The 18,754-nt window shown below is 61.9% G+C and carries 19 protein-coding genes; 8 read left to right on the top strand and 11 right to left on the bottom strand.

The annotated features are described in order from the left end of the window. Positions 1–2 precede the first annotated feature (2 nt). Positions 3–1,142: a molecular chaperone DnaJ gene (gene dnaJ / locus AC2S2E_RS11355; protein WP_486522415.1), complete on the bottom strand. Its 1,140-nt coding sequence runs from the start codon at positions 1,140–1,142 to the stop codon at positions 3–5. 60 nt (positions 1,143–1,202) lie between these two features. After that, entirely contained in the window at positions 1,203–3,107 is a 1,905-nt protein-coding gene (dnaK, locus tag AC2S2E_RS11350; protein ID WP_486522414.1) for a molecular chaperone DnaK, read from the bottom strand. A gap of 408 nt (positions 3,108–3,515) precedes the next feature. Between dnaK and AC2S2E_RS11345 the strand changes: the two genes are divergently transcribed. Further along, on the top strand, positions 3,516–4,004 hold the full coding sequence (locus tag AC2S2E_RS11345; RefSeq protein WP_486522413.1) for a copper chaperone PCu(A)C: 489 nt from the start codon (positions 3,516–3,518) through the stop codon (positions 4,002–4,004). 60 nt (positions 4,005–4,064) lie between these two features. Here the strand turns inward: AC2S2E_RS11345 and AC2S2E_RS11340 are convergent, their stop codons facing one another. The 3 genes from AC2S2E_RS11340 to hrcA form a co-directional block, all read right to left on the bottom strand. After that, a complete protein-coding gene (locus AC2S2E_RS11340) occupies positions 4,065–4,325 on the bottom strand; it encodes a hypothetical protein (protein WP_486522412.1) in 261 nt (86 codons plus the stop codon). 76 nt (positions 4,326–4,401) lie between these two features. Continuing rightward, positions 4,402–4,917, bottom strand: coding sequence for a nucleotide exchange factor GrpE (grpE, locus tag AC2S2E_RS11335; protein ID WP_476104144.1), 516 nt, complete (start codon positions 4,915–4,917; stop codon positions 4,402–4,404). A 19-nt stretch (positions 4,918–4,936) separates the two neighbouring features. After that, complete coding sequence (gene hrcA / locus AC2S2E_RS11330; RefSeq protein ID WP_486522411.1) at positions 4,937–5,995, bottom strand: heat-inducible transcriptional repressor HrcA; 1,059 nt, start codon at positions 5,993–5,995, stop codon at positions 4,937–4,939. Between the two features lie 112 nt (positions 5,996–6,107). On the opposite strand from hrcA, the gene rph reads away from it, so the two are divergent. Then, positions 6,108–6,824 carry a ribonuclease PH gene (gene rph / locus AC2S2E_RS11325; protein ID WP_476104146.1) on the top strand — a complete coding sequence of 239 codons (717 nt, stop codon included), beginning with the start codon at positions 6,108–6,110 and terminating at the stop codon, positions 6,822–6,824. Positions 6,825–6,894: 70 nt separating this feature from the next. After that, complete coding sequence (rdgB, locus tag AC2S2E_RS11320) at positions 6,895–7,515, top strand: RdgB/HAM1 family non-canonical purine NTP pyrophosphatase (protein WP_486522410.1); 621 nt, start codon at positions 6,895–6,897, stop codon at positions 7,513–7,515. A 177-nt stretch (positions 7,516–7,692) separates the two neighbouring features. Here rdgB and AC2S2E_RS11315 read toward each other — a convergent pair whose 3' ends face one another. Together AC2S2E_RS11315 and AC2S2E_RS11310 are read right to left on the bottom strand one after the other, a co-directional pair. Next, positions 7,693–8,232, bottom strand: a complete 540-nt coding sequence (locus tag AC2S2E_RS11315; protein ID WP_486522408.1) for a hypothetical protein — start codon at positions 8,230–8,232, stop codon at positions 7,693–7,695. Between the two features lie 151 nt (positions 8,233–8,383). Continuing rightward, complete coding sequence (locus AC2S2E_RS11310) at positions 8,384–8,896, bottom strand: CAP domain-containing protein (RefSeq protein WP_486522407.1); 513 nt, start codon at positions 8,894–8,896, stop codon at positions 8,384–8,386. A 77-nt stretch (positions 8,897–8,973) separates the two neighbouring features. Here AC2S2E_RS11310 and hemW point away from each other — a divergent pair, with 77 nt between their 5' ends. Both hemW and AC2S2E_RS11300 read left to right on the top strand, forming a co-directional pair. Further along, the gene (gene hemW, locus AC2S2E_RS11305; RefSeq protein WP_486522406.1) at positions 8,974–10,137 is read left to right on the top strand and encodes a radical SAM family heme chaperone HemW; all 1,164 of its coding nucleotides are present in this window, start codon (positions 8,974–8,976) and stop codon (positions 10,135–10,137) included. Then, a complete protein-coding gene (locus tag AC2S2E_RS11300) occupies positions 10,134–11,054 on the top strand; it encodes a tyrosine recombinase XerC (RefSeq protein WP_486522404.1) in 921 nt (306 codons plus the stop codon). Before hemW ends, AC2S2E_RS11300 begins: the two co-directional genes overlap by 4 nt. On the opposite strand, the gene AC2S2E_RS11295 is transcribed toward AC2S2E_RS11300, so the two are convergent. The 4 genes from AC2S2E_RS11295 to rsmI are packed head-to-tail and all read right to left on the bottom strand — an operon-like array spanning position 11,051 to position 14,385. Beyond that, positions 11,051–12,124 carry an acyltransferase family protein gene (locus tag AC2S2E_RS11295; protein WP_486522402.1) on the bottom strand — a complete coding sequence of 358 codons (1,074 nt, stop codon included), beginning with the start codon at positions 12,122–12,124 and terminating at the stop codon, positions 11,051–11,053. The two genes, AC2S2E_RS11300 and AC2S2E_RS11295, sit on opposite strands and share 4 nt — an antisense overlap. Before the next feature lie 13 nt (positions 12,125–12,137). Next, positions 12,138–13,139 (bottom strand): glutathione synthase, encoded by a 1,002-nt coding sequence (gene gshB / locus AC2S2E_RS11290; protein ID WP_486522401.1) that lies wholly within the window; start codon positions 13,137–13,139, stop codon positions 12,138–12,140. 50 nt (positions 13,140–13,189) lie between these two features. After that, positions 13,190–13,561 (bottom strand): YraN family protein, encoded by a 372-nt coding sequence (locus tag AC2S2E_RS11285; RefSeq protein ID WP_486522400.1) that lies wholly within the window; start codon positions 13,559–13,561, stop codon positions 13,190–13,192. Next, positions 13,558–14,385 (bottom strand): 16S rRNA (cytidine(1402)-2'-O)-methyltransferase, encoded by an 828-nt coding sequence (rsmI, locus tag AC2S2E_RS11280; protein ID WP_476104154.1) that lies wholly within the window; start codon positions 14,383–14,385, stop codon positions 13,558–13,560. The genes AC2S2E_RS11285 and rsmI overlap by 4 nt, the downstream gene beginning before the upstream one ends. Positions 14,386–14,449: 64 nt before the next feature. On the opposite strand from rsmI, the gene AC2S2E_RS11275 reads away from it, so the two are divergent. The 3 genes from AC2S2E_RS11275 (at position 14,450) to AC2S2E_RS11265 (ending at position 18,754) form a co-directional block, all read left to right on the top strand. Next, positions 14,450–15,601: a penicillin-binding protein activator gene (locus AC2S2E_RS11275; RefSeq protein ID WP_486522399.1), complete on the top strand. Its 1,152-nt coding sequence runs from the start codon at positions 14,450–14,452 to the stop codon at positions 15,599–15,601. A 79-nt stretch (positions 15,602–15,680) separates the two neighbouring features. Next, on the top strand, positions 15,681–17,678 hold the full coding sequence (gene parE, locus AC2S2E_RS11270; RefSeq protein ID WP_486522398.1) for a DNA topoisomerase IV subunit B: 1,998 nt from the start codon (positions 15,681–15,683) through the stop codon (positions 17,676–17,678). After that, positions 17,678–18,754, top strand: coding sequence for an acyltransferase family protein (locus AC2S2E_RS11265; protein ID WP_486522397.1), 1,077 nt, complete (start codon positions 17,678–17,680; stop codon positions 18,752–18,754). Before parE ends, AC2S2E_RS11265 begins: the two co-directional genes overlap by 1 nt.

Below are 18,754 nucleotides of genomic sequence, written 5' to 3'. Positions count from 1 at the left end.
CGTCACTCCGTCAAATCGCTCCAGACATTCTTCAACCGATCAAAGAAGCCCTTGGCCTCCGGGCATTCATCGCCCGTCTCGGTCCCCTGAAACTCGCGCAGCAATTCCTTCTGGCGGGCCGAAAGCTTGGTCGGCGTTTCCACCGCCACTTCGACCACCATATCGCCCATGCCGCGCCCGTTCAGAACCGGCATACCGGCCCCGCGCTTGCGCAATTGCTTGCCGGTCTGGATGCCTGCGGGAATGTCGATGACGTGCCTGACGCCATCCAAACCGGGGATTTCGATCTGGCCGCCCAGCGCCGCCGTCGTGAAGCTGATCGGCGCACGGGTCAGCAGCGTCGTGCTTTCGCGATCAAACACCGCATGGCGCTTGATGTGGAGGAAGATATAGAGATCCCCCGCCGGCGAGCCATTCGGCCCCGCCTCACCCTTGCCCTGAAGCCGGATGCGGTTGCCATTGTCAACGCCCTTGGGGATCGCGACTTCCAGCTTCTGACGCTTGTCGACGCGACCTTCGCCATGGCACTTCTTGCAAGGCTTCTCGATCACCTCGCCCCGGCCATGACAGGTCGGGCACGTGCGCTCGACCATGAAGAAGCCCTGCTGCGCCCGCACCTTGCCATGCCCGCCGCAAAGGTTGCAGCGGCGCTTGCCCGTGCCGGGTTCCGCGCCCGAACCGGCGCAAGGTTCACAACCCGTCGCCACTTCGACCTCGATTTCCACGGTCTTGCCGTGAAACGCGTCTTCCAGCCCGATTTCCAGATCATAGCGCAGGTCCGCGCCGCGACGCGCCTGTTGACGACCACCGCCGCCACCGCCGAAGGCATTGCCGAAGATGCTTTCGAAAATATCGCCGATATCGCCGAAATCACCGCCGCCATGGAAACCGCCACCAGCGCCCGCGCCGCCCTGCTGAAACGCCGCATGGCCGAAACGGTCATAGGCTGCACGCTTTTGCGGGTCCTTCAGGCAATCATAGGCTTCGCTGATCTGCTTGAACTTGGCCTCGGACTCCTTGCAACCGGGGTTGCGGTCCGGGTGAAATTTCATCGCCAGCTTGCGATAGGAAGATTTCAGCGTGGCCTCATTGGCGTCCCGCGAAACCTCCAGCAATTCGTAATAGTCGATTTCAGCCGACATTGCACATTTCCCCTGAAGAGAGGCCCGCCCCGTTCAGAGCGGGCCTCTTTCATCGCAACATCAGGCCTTCTTGTCGTCCACTTCCGAGAACTCGGCGTCGACCACATCGTCCTGAGCCGGAGCGGCGCCCGGCGAGGCCGCAGCAGCCTGTTCCTTCTCATAGATCGCCTGACCCATCTTCATGGCCTTTTCGGTCAGGGCCTGGGTCTTGGCGGTCATTTCGGCCGGATCATTGCTTTCGATCGCGGTCTTGGCTTCGGCAATCGCAGCTTCGATTTCAGCCTTCAGACCGGCATCGATCTTGTCGCCATTTTCGGCCAGCTGCTGCTGGGTCGCGTGGACGAGGCTGTCGGCATTGTTCCGGGCCTCCGCCGATTCACGACGCTTCTTGTCCTCTTCGGCGAACTTTTCGGCATCCTTGACCATCTGATCGATGTCATTGTCCGAAAGGCCGCCGCTGGCCTGGATCTTGATCTGCTGTTCCTTGCCGGTGCCCTTGTCCTTGGCGGACACGTTCACGATGCCGTTGGCGTCGATGTCGAAGGTCACCTCGATCTGGGGCACGCCGCGACGGGCCGGCGGAATGCCGATCAGGTCGAACTGGCCCAGGATCTTGTTGTCCGCCGCCATTTCACGCTCGCCCTGGAACACGCGGATGGTCACGGCCTGCTGATTGTCATCAGCGGTCGAGAAGACCTGCGACTTCTTGGTCGGGATCGTGGTGTTGCGGTCGATCATGCGGGTGAACACGCCGCCCAGCGTTTCAATGCCCAGTGAGAGCGGGGTCACGTCGAGCAGCAGCACGTCCTTGACGTCGCCCTGAAGCACGCCCGCCTGAATGGCGGCGCCCATGGCCACGACTTCATCCGGGTTCACGCCGGTGTGCGGTTCCTTGCCGAAGAATTCCTTCACGGCTTCGCGCACCTTGGGCATGCGGGTCATACCGCCCACCAGAACCACGTCGTCGATCTGGGCCGCCGTCACGCCGGCGTCCTGCATCGCCTTGCGGCAGGGTTCCATCGTGCGGGCGATCAGATCGCCCACCATGCGTTCCAGATCCGAACGGGTGATCGTTTCGACCAGATGCAGCGGGGTCGTCGCGCCGCCTTCCATACGCGCGGTGATGAAGGGCAGGTTGATTTCGGTGGTCTGCGCCGACGAAAGTTCGATCTTCGCCTTTTCAGCCGCTTCCTTCAGACGCTGCAAAGCCAGACGGTCGGTCTTGAGGTCCAGACCTTCCTTCGCCTTGAACTTGTCGGCCAGATATTCGACCAGCTTGGTGTCGAAATCTTCACCGCCAAGGAAGGTGTCGCCATTGGTCGACTTCACTTCAAACACGCCGTCGCCGATTTCCAGGATCGACACGTCGAACGTGCCGCCGCCAAGGTCATAGACAGCGATGGTCTTGCCATCATTCTTGTCCAGACCATAGGCCAGAGCCGCCGCCGTCGGTTCGTTGATGATGCGCAGCACTTCAAGACCGGCGATCTGGCCAGCATCCTTGGTGGCCTGACGCTGGGCGTCGTTGAAATAGGCCGGGACGGTGATGACGGCCTGCGTCACGGTTTCGCCCAGATACGATTCGGCCGTTTCCTTCATTTTCTGAAGGATAAAGGCCGAAATCTGCGACGGCGAATAATCGGTGCCACCGGCTGCAACCCACGCATCGCCATTCTTGCCCTTGGCGATGGCATAGGGAACCAGTTCCATGTCCTTCTGGGTCATGGGATCTTCAAAACGACGGCCGATCAGACGCTTTACCGCGAAAATCGTGTTGTCGGGGTTGGTCACCGCCTGACGCTTTGCAGGCTGGCCGATCAGGCGTTCACCATCCTTGGTGAAGGCGACGATCGACGGCGTGGTGCGCGCACCTTCCGAATTTTCGATGACCTTGGGCTTGCCCCCATCCATCACCGCAACGCAGCTGTTGGTGGTGCCAAGGTCAATACCAATTACTTTACCCATATCTCAGATCCCTAAGTCCAGTGTGACACCACCCCTTGGCTCCCCGGAAATCCGGCAAAGCGGCTCGATGGCTCGTTTGACTTGGCGGCATATAGGTGGGGTTTTGCGGCTAACAAGGGCCTTGGGGCCTGTTGTTTCACTTCATCCCCGGTCGGGGTTCATTTTACCCGTCAAATTTGTGATGGATCATGGCCAATACGAAGCAATCACGCGATGTGATCGATCCGTGACAACCACCACCAAACCGCTGTGAACATCAGCATTTACACCGTTGTAAACACAGTCATGCTTGGAATAAGACGCGAAAGCACCTAATTTCAATCTTTCAAGGCGCGCATATCCTATCCGGCGCGCAAGACCATCTGGCCCATTGCCAACACCGCAATCGACACCAAGGAATGCCGCAGGATGAAAAAACCAGCCCTGGCCCTCTGCCTCACAATCGCGCTTGGCGCGTGTGGGGGTGAAAAAAAGGCCCAGCCCCCCGTCAGCCTGTCGGCCACCGATGGCGTTTTGGTTAACAGCGGCCGCCTTGTCCTGCCTGCGGTCAAAGGCAATCCGGCGGCGGCCTATTTCACCGTCTCCAATCAGAGCGGCGCTGTCGCCACGCTGACCGGGGTCGAGGTGGCCCGTGCGGGCAAGGCGGAAATGCATGTGACGCTCGACGGCATTATGGAGGCCGTGCCCAAGCTGGACATTGGATCGGGGCAAAGCGTCGCATTCGGGCCGGGCGGCAAACATGCGATGGTCTTTGACGTTTCGCCCGAATTGCAACCGGGCGGCACAACCGATGTCACGCTGGTCTTTTCCGATGGGCGCAAGATCACCTCGACGCTGAAAATCGAAAGCCCCGGCATGGTTGGCAACATGGCGGGCATGGATCATTCCAAGATGTAAACGCGAAAAGGGCCGCCAGCCAATCCGGCTAGCAACCCTTTTCCTGCGCGCGCCGTCGTATCAGCGGCAGCGCACGCGGTATTCGCGGCCATAGCGGTCGGTGCGATAGCATCCGCCATCCTTGCGAACGGTCGAACCGGCCACGCCGCCCGCCGCCGCACCAATGGCCGCGCCCGTTGCCACGTCGCCGCCGGCGACCCCGGCCACAACCGCGCCTACACCGGCACCGGCCAAAGCGCCTTCACCGCCATAATTGCTGGCACAGCCGCCCGTCATCATCAGGGCGCCCGCCACAATCGACATCATCATTGCCTTGCGCATACATGCCTCCTTTCCTCGTTACTCAGGGAAAGGACTGAGGCGGAGGAATGTTCCATCCGCCCCGCGCAAGAGATCCTTATTCCGGCTTCTTGGCCACGGCCACCATGGCCGGACGCAGCAGGCGATCCTTGATCGTATAGCCATGCTGAAGCACCTGGATCACGGTGCCCGGTTCGGCATCATGGGGCACTTCGATCATGGCCTGATGCTGATTGGGGTCCAGCGGAAGGCCCTGCGCGGCAACCTTCTGGATGCCATGCTGACCAAACACCTTGTCCAATTCGCGGCCCGTTGCCTCGATCCCGGCGAGCAGAGCCTTCAACCGCTCATCCTCGCGCAGGTCGGCGGGAATGGCGTCGAGCGCGCGCGACAGGTTATCGGCCACGCTCAAAATATCACGGGCAAAGGACGTGCTGGCATAGGCGCGCGCGTCGGCGATGTCCTTTTCCAGACGGCGACGCACATTCTGCGTGTCGGCGCGGGCGTAAAGGACGTCGTTACGAGCCGCTTCCAGATCATTTTCGAGTTGAGCGATGCGCGTTGCCAGATCGTCACCGGCTTCGTTCTGCCCCTGCGTAGTTTCTTCCGTCATTTTTCCGATTATTCCAGTTTCAACCGATCAACTTGCCCAACGACTGGGCCGTGAAATCCACCATGGGGACGAGACGCGCATAATTCAACCGCGTCGGACCGATTACCCCCACAACGCCAATGACCCGCCCATCGCGATCTCTGTAGGGAGATGCAATAACCGATGAGCCGGAAAGTGCAAAAAGCCGGTTCTCGCTGCCGATAAAGATGCGCGTGGCGTCGCCTTCTTTGGCGCGGTCCAGCAATTCGGCCACCGATTGTTTGTTTTCCAGATCGTCCAGCAAGGATCGCACCCGGTCCAGATCGGACAGCGCCGCCTCGTCAAGCAGATTGGCCTGTCCGCGCACGATCAAAACGGGGCGGTTGGCCGCATCCTCGCTCCAAACCGCAAGGCCGCGCTGGACCAGATCGGCGCTGGCCGCGTCCAAAGCGCTGCGCCCGCTGGTGATTTCGACCTGCATCGCGCGGGCCGCTTCGCCCAGAGTGCGCCCGCCCAGATGGGCCGTGATGTAATTCGATGCCGCCTCCAGCGCCCCGGCGCCGATGCTTTCGGGAAGGGCCAGAATGCGGTTTTCGATCCCGCCATCCTCACCCACCAGAATCGCCAGAGCGCGCCCCGGCGACAGGGGGACGAGGTTCATCTGGATCAGGCGCGGTTCGCGCTGGGGCACCATGACCACGCCCGCACAGGCCGACATATCCGACAGCGCCGCGCTGGTCGCGGCCAGAGCCGCCTCGATCGGGCCGGGTTGATGGAGCGAGCGCTCAATCGCGGCGCGTTCCTCTATGCTGGGTTCGCGCACCTGCATCATGCCATCGACAAACAGGCGCAGCCCCTGCTCGGTCGGCATTCGGCCCGCGCTGGTATGCGGGTGGGACAAAAGCCCCAACCCTTCCAGATCGGCCAGAACGCTGCGGATCGAGGCGGGCGAAAGGTTAAGCGCCCCGCCCCCGGCCAGCGTCTTGGACCCGACCGGCTGGCCGGAATGCAGATAAGCCTCGACCACTTGCCGAAACACTTCGCGCGCGCGCCCGGTAATCTCCGGAAACGAGAGGACAGAGGCGGGATTTTGAGCCATTGGCATCTTATTGGGCGGCACGCCTTTGCAAATCAAGGGCCACGTCGTCAAATCCTTGCCCCGCCCCGCGCAAACCGTTAGGGCCGCGACACGTTTAATTGAAAGGCTCCCCATGCGTCCTTCTGGTCGCGCGCCCGATGAAATGCGCGCCATCGAAATCGTCACCAATTTCACCAAACATGCCGAAGGCAGCGTGCTGGTATGCTTTGGCGACACCAAGGTTCTGGTCACCGCCAGCGTGGAAGAGCGCGTGCCGCCGTTCCTGCGCGGCAAGGGCGAAGGTTGGGTGACGGCCGAATATTCGATGCTGCCCCGCGCCACCCACACCCGCGGCAGCCGCGAAGCCGCCAAGGGCAAGCAGTCGGGCCGCACGCAGGAAATTCAGCGCCTTATCGGCCGTTCCTTGCGCGCTGTCACCGATCTGAAAAAGCTGGGCGAACGTCAGATCACGCTGGATTGCGACGTCATTCAGGCCGACGGCGGCACCCGCACGGCCTCGATTTCGGGCGCTTGGATTGCGCTGCGTCTGGCAATCAACGGTCTGATGGCCAAGGGCCTGATCACCGAAGATCCGCTGCCGCGCAAGGTGGCCGCCGTATCCTGCGGCATCGTCAATGGCACGCCGGTGCTCGACCTTGATTACATTGAGGATTCGGGCGCGGATGCCGACGCCAATTTCGTCCTGATCGAAGGCGGCCATATCGCCGAAGCGCAGGCCACCGCCGAAGGCGCGACCTATGACGAGGAAGGCCTGCTGCGCCTGCTGCGTCTGGCCCGCATCGGTTGCGACCGCATCTTTGCCGCACAGGACAAGGCTGTAGGGGCTTAAACTTAACGCCGCTTAATTAACCATGGAACCTGCCGTTCTATGGAGAAATATCCGCCTAAGGACAGGGCCAATGAGCAGACTTTCCGGCAAGATCGTGATCGCCACGCATAATTTGGGCAAATTGGCCGAGATGCAGCGCATGTTGGCCCCCTATGGGCTGGAATGCGTGTCGGCGGGCGAACTCGGGCTTCAGGAACCGGAGGAAGTTGGCACGACCTTTATCGAAAACGCGCTGATCAAGGCGCGTTTTGCGGCGGTGGAAAGCGGCCTTCCCGCGCTGGCCGATGATTCGGGCCTCTGTGTACAGGCGCTGGGCGGCAGGCCCGGCGTCTATACCGCCGACTGGGCCGAGCGCCACTGGTACGAAGGCCCCGAAGGCCGCGACTGGTTTATGGCCATGGGTAAGGTCGAAGGGCTTTTGTGCGAACACGGCCCCGACGTTGGCCGCGCCGCGCATTTTGCCTGCGTCCTTGCCTTGGCATGGCCCGATGGCGTCGATGCCGTGTACGAAGGGCGCGTCGACGGCACCATGACATGGCCGCCGCGCGGGCGCCTTGGCTTTGGCTTCGACCCCGTATTCATCCCGCGTGGGTACAAGCAAACCTTTGCCGAAATCCCCCCCGCCGACAAAGCCAAAATCAGCCACCGTGCGGATGCTTTCCGCAAATTGGTGGCCGATCAGTTTGGGTGAGGTTTTTCTTCGGGGTTAAGAATGCCTCCGGCGGGCAAAGGGCGGTGGCCCTTTGCAATCCCGATACTGTATGCGTTGCGGGTTGAACGCGGCGTGGTGTTTGGGGGGCGGCGTATAAGGTTTTGATAGCCGCTGCGCGGCGGGGAATGGGCGAAAGGTAGGCGAAGCGGCATTGCATCAGGTGCAAGGTCCAATGCGTTCATTCGCAATCCACCGCAGCCCCAGAATACCTGGCCCAGTATCGGCAATCAGGCAATTGCCAGCCCTGTCCCATCCGGCAGGATAGCCCCTGTTCCAAAAAATCTCTGACTGAGTATTCACCCCAGCAAAATTTTTCACGACCAGCCTGATATAGGGATAGCCGCCCTCGTATTTCCTAACGTCCAAAACAGTCCATGAACGCGAAGCGGCATTTCTGTCCAGCGATCCATTCATAGCTTCGAGGAAGAATGTAAGAAAAATACCCAAGCTTAAGACTGATCCTGCGACGACGCCGGCACCAATTGCAGATGAAAAATTTCGAGGCGTATCCCATTCGGGATTTCTGGCAAAAAAGAGCTTCGCTGCAATCAGGATCAATAAGATAGGGGTGCAAACAAACCACCGCATGCGATTATCGGCAACATGATATTCCCACGCTGCAGGCAAATAATTCAAGGCAATACCTGAAACCGCAATTACACCAAGCATGCCTAAAATGAAGGCAAGAAAACGCATAATCGCTAAGAATGCATTCAAAGCTCACCTATTCAAAATGTCATTAAGAGCGGTGTATCATTTAAACGGACGCCCGCAAGCAACGCAAACAGTACCGGGATTGCAAAGGGCCCCCGCCCTTTGCCCGCCGGAGGCATCGACTCTCAAAACCTTACGGCACCCTCTGCCCAAAGATATTCCCCGCAGGCCAATAGCGACACACCAGCACGTCATCACGCCGCGCCCGCGCGATGGCGCAACCCACCCGGCGCGTGCCGCGCCACACGATCTGGGTGTAATGGGCGACATTGTGCCAATTGCCGTCGCGGGTGACATAGGGGAATGTGCCGGGCTGAAAGTATTCGCGCTCGGCAATGAACTGGCCGATCATGGCGTCGATGGAAAAGGCGCCCGCAGTGCCCATGAACAGGTTTTCGCCCGCCCTCTTGCGCCTTGCCGCCGGGGCGTGGTCGAACTTGCCGGTGCGCGCCAGTTCCTGCGCCCAATCGAGTGCGCCGCGCGCCAAAGCTTCATCCCAAACCAAGGGAGCCTCGCCATACTTGCTCCGCTCACGATTATGCGCGGCCAGAGCGCGGGCCGCGATGGCAGGCGGCATCACCGGATTGACCGGCCCATAAAGCGCCACGGGCGTAATAGTGGGCTGCGCCGCAACCGGCGTCGACAACAGGCAACAGAGGACAAAAGCATAGCGCATAGTGGGCAAGGCTTGACATCCAAGCCTTAAACCCGCGTGAAGAAAGCATGGCGCGCGCACTTTATATCCACTGGCCCTTCTGTCTCAAGAAATGCCCCTATTGCGACTTTAACAGCCACGTGCGCGACGGGGTGGACCGTGATTTGTGGCAACGCTCGCTGTTGGCCGACCTGCGCCGCGAGGCGGAAATGGCGGGCGGCGAGGCATTGGAGAGCATCTTCTTTGGCGGCGGCACGCCCAGCCTGATGCCCCCTGCCCTTGTCGCCGCGCTTCTGGCCGAGGCGGAAAATCTGTGGGGTTTTGCACCCGGGATCGAGATCACGCTGGAGGCCAATCCGTCGAGCGTCGAGGCCGCCAATTTCGCCGCTCTGGCCAGTGCCGGGGTCAACCGCGTGTCGCTGGGGGTTCAGGCGCTGGACGATGATGCCTTGCGCTTTCTGGGCCGCCTGCATGGCGTGGACGAGGCTTTGGCCGCGTTAAATGTCGCGCAAAACCATTTCGACCGCGTCAGCTTCGACCTCATCTATGCCCGCCCCGATCAAACGGCGGAAGACTGGGAGGCCGAACTCAACCGCGCCCTGTCCTTGGGCACCGATCACCTCTCGCTCTATCAATTGACGATCGAGGAGGGGACGCGCTTTGCCACGCTGGTGCGCGAGGGCGCCATTGCCCCGCTGGAGGATGATCCGGCCGCCGACCTGTTCGCCATGACCCGCGCCATTATGGCGCGCGCCGGCATGCCCGCCTATGAAGTGTCCAACCATGCTAGGCCGGGGCAGGAAAGCCGACACAACCTGACCTATTGGCGATACCGCGATTATGCCGGGATCGGGCCGGGGGCGCATGGGCGACGCGGCGGTCATGATGGCCACCAATTTGCCACGACGCGCCACAAAAAGCCCGAAAACTGGCTTTCCGCCATTGAGCGACGCGGCGATGGCATTCAGGAAGAACGCCTGCTGACCATCTCCGAACAAGGGGCCGAGGCGGTGCTGATGGGCCTGCGCCTTGCCGAAGGGCTGGATGTGGCGGCGCTCTCGACGCGGCTGGGTCTGGCGCAGGATGATCTGATTGATGCGGACAAATTGGCGCTGTTCATCCGCCAAGGCTTGATGTGGCAGGATGGCCCGCGTGTCGGCGCGAGCGAGGCAGGGATGCTGGTCCTCAACGCGCTGATCGCCGAGGTTACGCCCGACGGGCTTGGCGGATGAATGAAGCCGCCGCATTTCTGACGGCCCGCGCCGATGTTCTGGCGGCGTGGCACGCGCATCTGACCGATGCAAGGCGGCGCAGTCCGCATACCGTGCGCGCCTATATGGCGACGGCGGGGCGGTTGATGGATGCGCTGGAGGCTTACGACTGGGCCGCGCTGGCCCGGATCGAACCGGGCGGATTGCGGCATTTTCTGGCCCAAAGACGCGAGGATGGGATCGCCAATATCTCGGTCGCGCGCGAATTGTCGGCGGCGCGCAGCTTCCTGAGCTTTGCGCGTGAAAAGGCCGGATTGGTCAAACCCGCCCCTCCCCGCCTGCGTGGCCCCCGGATCAAACGTGGCATCCCCCGCCCGATCACGCCCGATGAGGCCACCGATCTGGCCGATCTGGTCGCGGTCAATGCGCGTGAGGATTGGCAGGGGTTGCGCGACCGGGCGGTGCTGCTGCTGCTTTATGGCGCGGGCCTGCGCATTGCCGAGGCATTGTCGCTGACCGGCGCGGACTGGCCCATGGGCGACCGGCTGACCATCACCGGCAAGCGCAACAAGCAGCGCGTGATCGCCATCCTTCCCGCCGTGCGCGAGGCGATTGCGACCTATCTCCAAGCCTGCCCCTATCCGGTCGAACGAGACAAGGCGCTGTTTCGCACAGGGAAAGGCGCCCCCCTCTATCAGTCCGCCGTCCAAAAAGCGGTGGCCCATGCACGCGGCATGCTGGGCCTGCCCGATACGGCAACGCCCCATGCGCTGCGCCATTCCTTTGCCACGCATCTGTTGGGCGCAGGCGCGGATTTGCGCTCGATTCAGGAATTGCTGGGTCACGCCAGCCTGTCATCGACGCAGGTCTATACTAGGGTGGATGCGGCGGTGCTGCTCGACGCCTATCGCAACGCACATCCCAGAGCAGAGGATTAACGGGCGAACCACCCGTCGATCCGGGGACGAAGCCAGCCGATCACCGGCACTTCTATCCAAAGGTGGACCGCCACCGAAACGCCCATGGCGACACATGCCACCACCCCCGCCCAAGGCACCCATGGCATCGCGCCATCACCCAGCCAATCCTGTACCGCCAATCCGCCATGCACCACCGGCAGATGAACCAGATAAAGCGCAAAAGAGGCATCACCCAAGAGCACTAGCCAGCCTTGCCGCGACAGCCAGCCCGACAAAGCCCCGCCCCCCGCGCCAAAGGCCCATATGAACAGCGCCATAAGCGGCAGATAGGCCAGTTGCATCCGCCACACATCGGGCACGCCCAGCAACGGATAGGCCACCATCGCGCCCAGCAACAAAGCCAGCGCCAGCCATTCCACCGTCGCCCCGCCACGTTTGGGCAGGCGATAGATCAACATCCCCACCATAAAATCGAGCAACCGCGTCACCGGGCTGATATAGGTCAGCCAATGGGTCAGGGTCGGCGTGTCATTCAGGCTGATCGCCGCATGGCCCGATGCAATTCGCCACAGAACAATGCCCAGATTGACCGCCAGCCCCCCCGCCGCCAGCCATCCCAACCGCCGCACCGACAACAGAGCCAGACCGGCAAAGCTGGCGTAGAAAAACGCCTCGTCCGACAGGCTCCAGCTCGGTTCATTGATGGTGAAATACCAATCGGCACGGGGCACCCAAGCCTGAAGCAGCAGCAGATTGACCGCCACCTTGGACCATCCCTCCTGCCCCAGCGCCATCACCGCCAGCGGTACGCCCACCAGCCAATGCAGCGGCAGGATGCGCGCAAGCCGCAGCACCAGATAATGCCTCAGCCCAATCCGCCGCTCTGCCAGCCGACGCTGATAGGTATGGGCAAGGATATAGCCCGAGAGCATGAAGAAGAAGGACACGCCCGCGTACCCCTCGTGGAAGAGGGTTTGCGCGAGCGGTTGCAACGCATTGGGATATTCGGCCAGCGGCCATAAATGCGAGGCCAGCACCGCCAGCGCCGCGAAAAACCGCAGCGCTGTCAGTTGGTCGAGACGTTTCATGCGTCTTGGGGCATCAGGCGGCTGTCATCTCCGCATGGCGACGCTCGATCGCCGCCCAGATCAGCGCGCCGGTGTCGCTATTGTTGAAGCGATCGATGGCGACAATCCCGGTGGGCGAAGTCACGTTGATTTCGGTCAGCCATTGTCCGCCGATCACATCGATGCCGACAAACACCAACCCGCGCGCGCGCAGTTCCGGGCCAAGCACGCGGCAGATTTCCGCCTCACGCTCGGTCAGATCGGTCGCCTCGGCGCTGCCGCCCACGGCAAGGTTGGAGCGGAACTCGCCCTCGCCTGGCTTGCGGTTGATCGCGCCGGCCACCTCGCCATCGACCAGAACGATGCGCTTATCTCCCTTGGACACGTCGGGCAGGAAGGGCTGCACCATGAAGGGCTCCTTCCACATCTGGGTGAAGACCTCGATCAAGGCGCCCAGATTGTCGCCGCTGGCGGGCACGCGGAACACCGCCTTACCGCCATTGCCGTGCAGAGGCTTGATGACCAGATCGCCGCCGAAACCGCGTTCCACCATCCGCTTTTGGAAATCGCGCACATCCTCGATCCGGCGCGCCACCAGCGTCGGTGGCATGAATTGGGCGAAATCCAGCACGAAGACCTTTTCGGGCGCATTGCGCACCTGTTCCGGATCATTGACGACCAGCGTCGTGCCTTTCAGCTTTTCAAGAATATGCGCGCCGGTGATATAGCCAAGGTCGAACGGCGGGTCCTGACGCATCAGCACCACGTCAATGTCGGCGCCAAGGTCGATATTGGCAAAGTCGCCCAGCGTGAAATGCGATTCGCCCGCCTGAGGCCGCCGGACCGTCACCGGCGCGGCCCATGCCGAGACGCGCCCCTTACCGTCCGCCGTCGATTCCCATGCCAGCGTGCCGACATCGTAATACCACAGCGTATGCCCCCGCGCCTGTGCGGACAGCATCAGGGCAAAGGTGGAATCGCCCGCAACATTGATCGAGTGCAACGGGTCCATCTGGACAGCAATACGAAGGGACATCAGCAAAAACCTCAAGCGCCGCCGGAGGGCGGCAGACCGAATGACACCGATCAGATCGGCATCCATGCGTTGGGGATGTGGCGCACCATCGCGCCGGGCGCAAGCAACAGAATATCTACCCGCATATCATCCCCAGCTTTCATGTAGCCCGGAGCGAGCAATTCGGCCGCCCGCGCCACGCGGGTCAGGCGGCGCTGATCGATGGCGAAATCGAGATCGGCCTCGCGGGCGCGCCATTTGACCTCGACAAATACGACAAGGCGCGGCTGGCGGGCAATAATGTCCACCTCGCCGCGCGGGGTTTTGACCCGCTGGGCCAGAATTTCAAACCCATGTTCGCGCAGCCAGCCGCAGGCCAGATCCTCGCCATGACGACCGCGCGCCTCGGCGGCCATGCGGTCCGCCTCGCGCCTCCAGTTCATTTCAGGGTGAGCGCCAGAGCGTAAAGCGCCTTTCGGTCCAGCCCGGTCGCCTTGGCGACGGCGGCGGCGGCCTGACTGGGTTTCAAATCCCGCAATTCGGCGCGCAGCAACCTTTCGGCATCCTCCATACTGGCGGCCTCTGCGACAGGCGGGCCGACCATCAGAACGATTTCCCCACGCGGCGGATTGGCGGTGTAATATTCGATCAGTTCATCGGGCGTGCCGCTCCGGCATTCCTCGAACATCTTGGTCAATTCGCGCGCCACCGCCACTTCGCGCCGGGGCAAAACCTTGGCAATCGCGGCCAAAGCATCGGTCAGGCGCGGCGAGGTTTCGTAAAACACCAAAGTCGAAGGCACGACCGCCAATTCGGCCAGCGCATGTTCACGCGCCTTTTCCTTGGACGGCAAAAACCCGGCAAACAGGAATTTATCCGAAGGCAAGCCCGACAGGGTAATCCCGACAATCGCCGCACTGGGTCCGGGCAAGGACGTGACCGCAATCCCCCTTTCCCGACATTCGCGCACCAGACGATAGCCCGGATCGGACACCAGCGGCGTCCCCGCATCCGACACCAGCGCCACGGCCTGATCCGCCATCATCGAAAGCAAGCCTTCACGAGAGCGTTCGTCGGCATGGTCATCATACCGGATCAACCGCTGTTTGATGTCCAGATGCTGCAACAATTTGCCGGTAACCCGCGTATCTTCACAGGCCACCGCCGCCACGCCTCGCAATGTCTCGATCGCACGCAGAGTGATGTCGCGGAGATTGCCAATTGGCGTGGCGACAATATACAGGCCGGGAGAGAGATTTTGTTCCATAGGTCAGCTTCATAGAGGGCGGACCGGGGCAAGCCAACAGGACAAACAGGAAGTGGAACAGCCGATGGCCCCCGTAAACCGCACGCTTTGGCGCAAGGGATTGGTTTTGGGCGCAACCGCGCTGCTTTCGGCCTGCGCGGTCGTGCCCAAGGCGCCGGTGGAAAGCCCCAATGTGCCCCCGCCCCCCACGGCTCACCTGCCCACGGACGAAGGGCGCCATCGCATCGCCCTGCTGGTGCCCTTGTCGGGTCCGGGCAGCGCCTTGGGTCAGGCGATGGAAAATGCCACGACCATGGCCTTGCTGGACACCAATGCGACCAAGATCCGTATCACCACCTACGACACTTCGCTGGGCGCGCCGGCGGCGGCGGCAAAGGCGCTGGCCGATGGCAACCGTCTGATTTTGGGGCCTATGCTAGGCGAGGATGCTCTGGCCGTGGCGCAAACGGCGCGGGCGGGCCATGTGCCGGTGATTTCCTATACAGGCGATGCGGGCGTTGCGGGCAATGACGTCTTTGTCATGGGCACCATCCCGGCCCAATCCATTTCGCGCGTCGTCAAATATGCACGCGGGCAAGGCGTGACGCGCTTTGCCGCGCTCATGCCTCTGGGCAATTACGGTGAGCGGGCGGGCAATGCAACCATCGCCGCCGTGCGCGCCGCAGGCGGAACTTTGGTGGGCATGGAAAGCTATGACCGCACCAAGGGCTCGCTGACGGCGGCGGTGCGCCGGTTGAAGGGGCGCGGGATTTTCGATGCCGTCGTGATTGGCGACAATGCCGCCATGGCGGCGCAGGCGGCGCCTTTGCTGAAAGTGGCCGCGCCCAATCTGCGCATTCTGGGCAATGAATTGTGGGCGGGCGAGGCGATTGTTGCCCGCACCCCCGCGTTGAACGGCGCATGGTTTGCCGCTCTTTCGGACCAACGCTTTGGCCGCTTTACCGAAAGCTATAAGGCGCGCTTTAATCAGGCTCCCTATCGCGCCGCGACTTTGGGCTATGACAGCGTCCTGCTGACCCTGCGCATTGCGCGGGATTGGGCGCCGGGGACGCCTTTCCCGACGGCCCATATGCTGGACCGGGGCGGTTTCCTCGGCCTTGACGGCATTTTCCGGTTCAACACCAATCAGGTCATCGAGCGCGCATTGGAAGTGCGTGAGGCGCGCGGCGGCGCGGTCAATGTCCTGAGCCCCGCGCCGGTTAAATTCGATAACTGACCCACGCGCCATTTAGGCCGGGGATTTAGCGGTCCCCGGCGCTTGCTTTCAGGCGTCGGCGCGGTCTAGGCTGTCGTCCATGTCGGACGATCTGTTTGAAACCCCACGCGGCCCCACGGGCGAGGCTTATGACGGCTCGGCAATCGAGGTGCTCGAAGGGCTTGAGCCTGTGCGCCGCCGACCGGGCATGTATATTGGCGGCACCGACGAACGCGCGCTGCACCACCTTGTTGCCGAAGTGTTAGACAATGCGATGGACGAAGCCGTCGCGGGCCATGCCAACCGGATCGAGGTGTATCTTGAGGAAGCCCCCGGCAGCGCGGGCCGCGTCACCATCGTCGATAATGGTCGCGGCATCCCGGTGGACGAACACCCCAAGTTTCCCGGCAAGAGCGCGCTGGAGGTTATCCTCTCGACGCTGCATTCGGGCGGCAAGTTTTCGGGCAAGGCCTATGCCACCAGCGGCGGCCTGCACGGCGTGGGGATCAGCGTGGTCAACGCGCTTTCCACGCTGACCCGCGTTGAGGTTGCGCGGAACAAGGAATTGTTCGCACAGGAATTTTCCAAAGGCGTCACGCTTGGCCCCATTCAAAAGATCGGCGCGGCGCCCAACCGGCGCGGCACGTCGGTGCAATTCACGCCCGACCCGGAAATCTTTGGCGCCGATGCGCGCTTCAAGCCTGCGCGCCTGTTCAAGCTGGTGCGGTCCAAGGCCTATTTGTTTGCGGGCGTGGAAATCCGCTGGAAATGCGCACAATCTCTGGCAAGCGAGGATGTGCCCGCGGAGGCGACGTTCCAGTTTCCCGGCGGTTTGGCCGATCATCTGGCCGAACAGATCGCCACGCGCGAATGCGTGACCGCCGCGCCCTTTTCGGGGACGCAGGATTTCCCCGGCGACATGAATGGTCGCGTCGAATGGGCGATTGCTTGGCCACTGTGGTCCGAAGGCGCGTATAGCTATTACTGCAACACCATTCCCACGCCTGACGGCGGAACCCATGAACAGGGCATGCGCGCGGCGCTGACCAAGGGCATTCGGGCCTTTGGCGAATTGGTGGGCAATAAAAAGGCCAAGGACATTGCGCCTGAAGACGTGGTCGTAGGCTGTGAGGCGATGCTGTCGGTCTTTATCCGCGACCCGCAGTTTCAGAGCCAGACCAAAGACCGCCTGACCAGTCCAGAGGCCGCGCGCATGGTGGAAAACGCCATCCGCGACCATTTCGACCATTTCCTGACCGACAATATGGATCGCGGCAAGGCATTGCTGGGCCATGTGATGGAGCGGATGGACGAGCGTTTGCGCCGCAAGGCCGAGCGCGAGGTCAAGCGCAAGACCGCCACCAATGCGCGCAAGCTGCGCCTGCCCGGCAAGTTGACCGATTGCAGCGGCGAAGGCGAAGGCGAAACCGAACTCTTTATCGTCGAAGGCGATTCGGCAGGCGGCAGCGCGAAACAGGCCCGTGACCGCAAAACGCAGGCCATCCTGCCCATTCGCGGCAAAATCCTGAACGTGGCCAGCGCCAGCATGGACAAGATCCGCGGCAATCAGGAAATCGCCGATCTGGCACTGGCCATGGGTTGCGGGATGCGCAAGGATTGCAACCCGGACCTGTTGCGTTACGATCGCATCATCATCATGACCGACGCCGATGTCGACGGGGCGCATATCGCCACGCTGTTGATGACCTTCTTCTTTCAGGAAATGCCCGATGTGGTGCGCAAGGGGCATCTCTATCTGGCCCAGCCGCCGCTCTATCGCCTGACGGCGGGCAAAGAGAGCGCCTATGCCCGTGATGATGCCCATCGCGAGGAGTTGGAGCGCACCAAATTCAAGGGCAAGAAGGTCGAAGTTGGACGGTTCAAGGGCCTTGGCGAAATGAACCCCCAGCAATTGCGCGAAACCACGATGGACCCGGCCAAGCGCAGCCTTGTGCGCATCACCCTGCCCCAGGAATATGAGGACCGAGCGCAGGTAAAGGATCTGGTCGACCGCCTGATGGGCCGCAACCCGGAACACCGCTTTCACTTTATCCAAAACCGCGCCGCCGATATCGACCCGGACATGATCGACGCATAATGGCGACCAAGGCCCATTTCGAGGTGCTGGACGGGTTGCGCGGTGTGGCCGCGTTGCTAGTTCTGGTGTTCCATATCAGCGAGATCCTGTCCAAGGGCGTGATGGCGGACAACTGGCTGCCCCATGGCGCGCTGGCGGTGGATTTCTTCTTTGCGCTTTCGGGCTTTGTCATCGCCCATGCCTATGACCGGCGCATGGCCGAGGGGCTGGGTTTTGGCGGTTTCATGCTGCGGCGTTTCTTGCGCCTGCACCCCATCGTGCCGCTGGCGACACTGATCGGCGCGCTGGCGTGGGTGTTTGCGCCCTTTCATCAGTCCCCTCATCCGGTCGATGGACGGTTCTGGACGGCGGTGGTGATGGGGCTGGTCTTGCTGCCCTATCCCACACTGGCGGACCGGGCGGAGGATACCCATTCGCTCGACGGGCCGACATGGACGCTGTTTCAGGAATATATCGGCTCGGTGGCCTATGGGTTGGTGCTTCATCGCCTCAGCCCCCGCGTTCTGGCATGGCTGCTGATCCCGGCGGGCGGACTGCTGGCATGGGGCGCAGTGGCCTATGGCAATCTCTCGGTCGGTTGGGGATGGAGCCATTGGTGGATGGCCGAGGCCAGGTTGGCGTTTCCCTTTATCTTCGGAATTCTGCTGCGGCGTATTCTGCACCGATTGACGCCTTTGCGGATGAGCTTTGGCGGATTGGCCATCGTGATGGCGGTGGCGTTTGCCGCGGGCGTGCCGGGGGGCAAACCGGGCTGGGCCAATGGGCTGCTTGAATTTGCCTATGTCGCCTTGCTCTTCCCACTCATCATCCTGCTGGGCGCGCATTCGCGCATGAGCGCGGGGACGCGCAAGATCGCCAAGGCGCTGGGCCGCCTGTCTTACCCATTGTATATTATCCATTATCCCTTCATCTATTGGTACTGGGATTTGGCACTTGATCCGCGTCCGCATGATCTGATGATCTGGGCGCCGGTGCTTTATGCCGGATCGATTGCATTGGGTTGGGCGGCGCTGCGGCTTTGGGATGACCCCTTGCGGCGCTGGGCCACGGCCCGTTGGATTGCCAAGGAGAATTGA

The sequence above is a fragment of the Novosphingobium sp. 550D genome (assembly GCF_057401885.1).
This window is presented reverse-complemented; position numbering and strand designations above follow the sequence as displayed.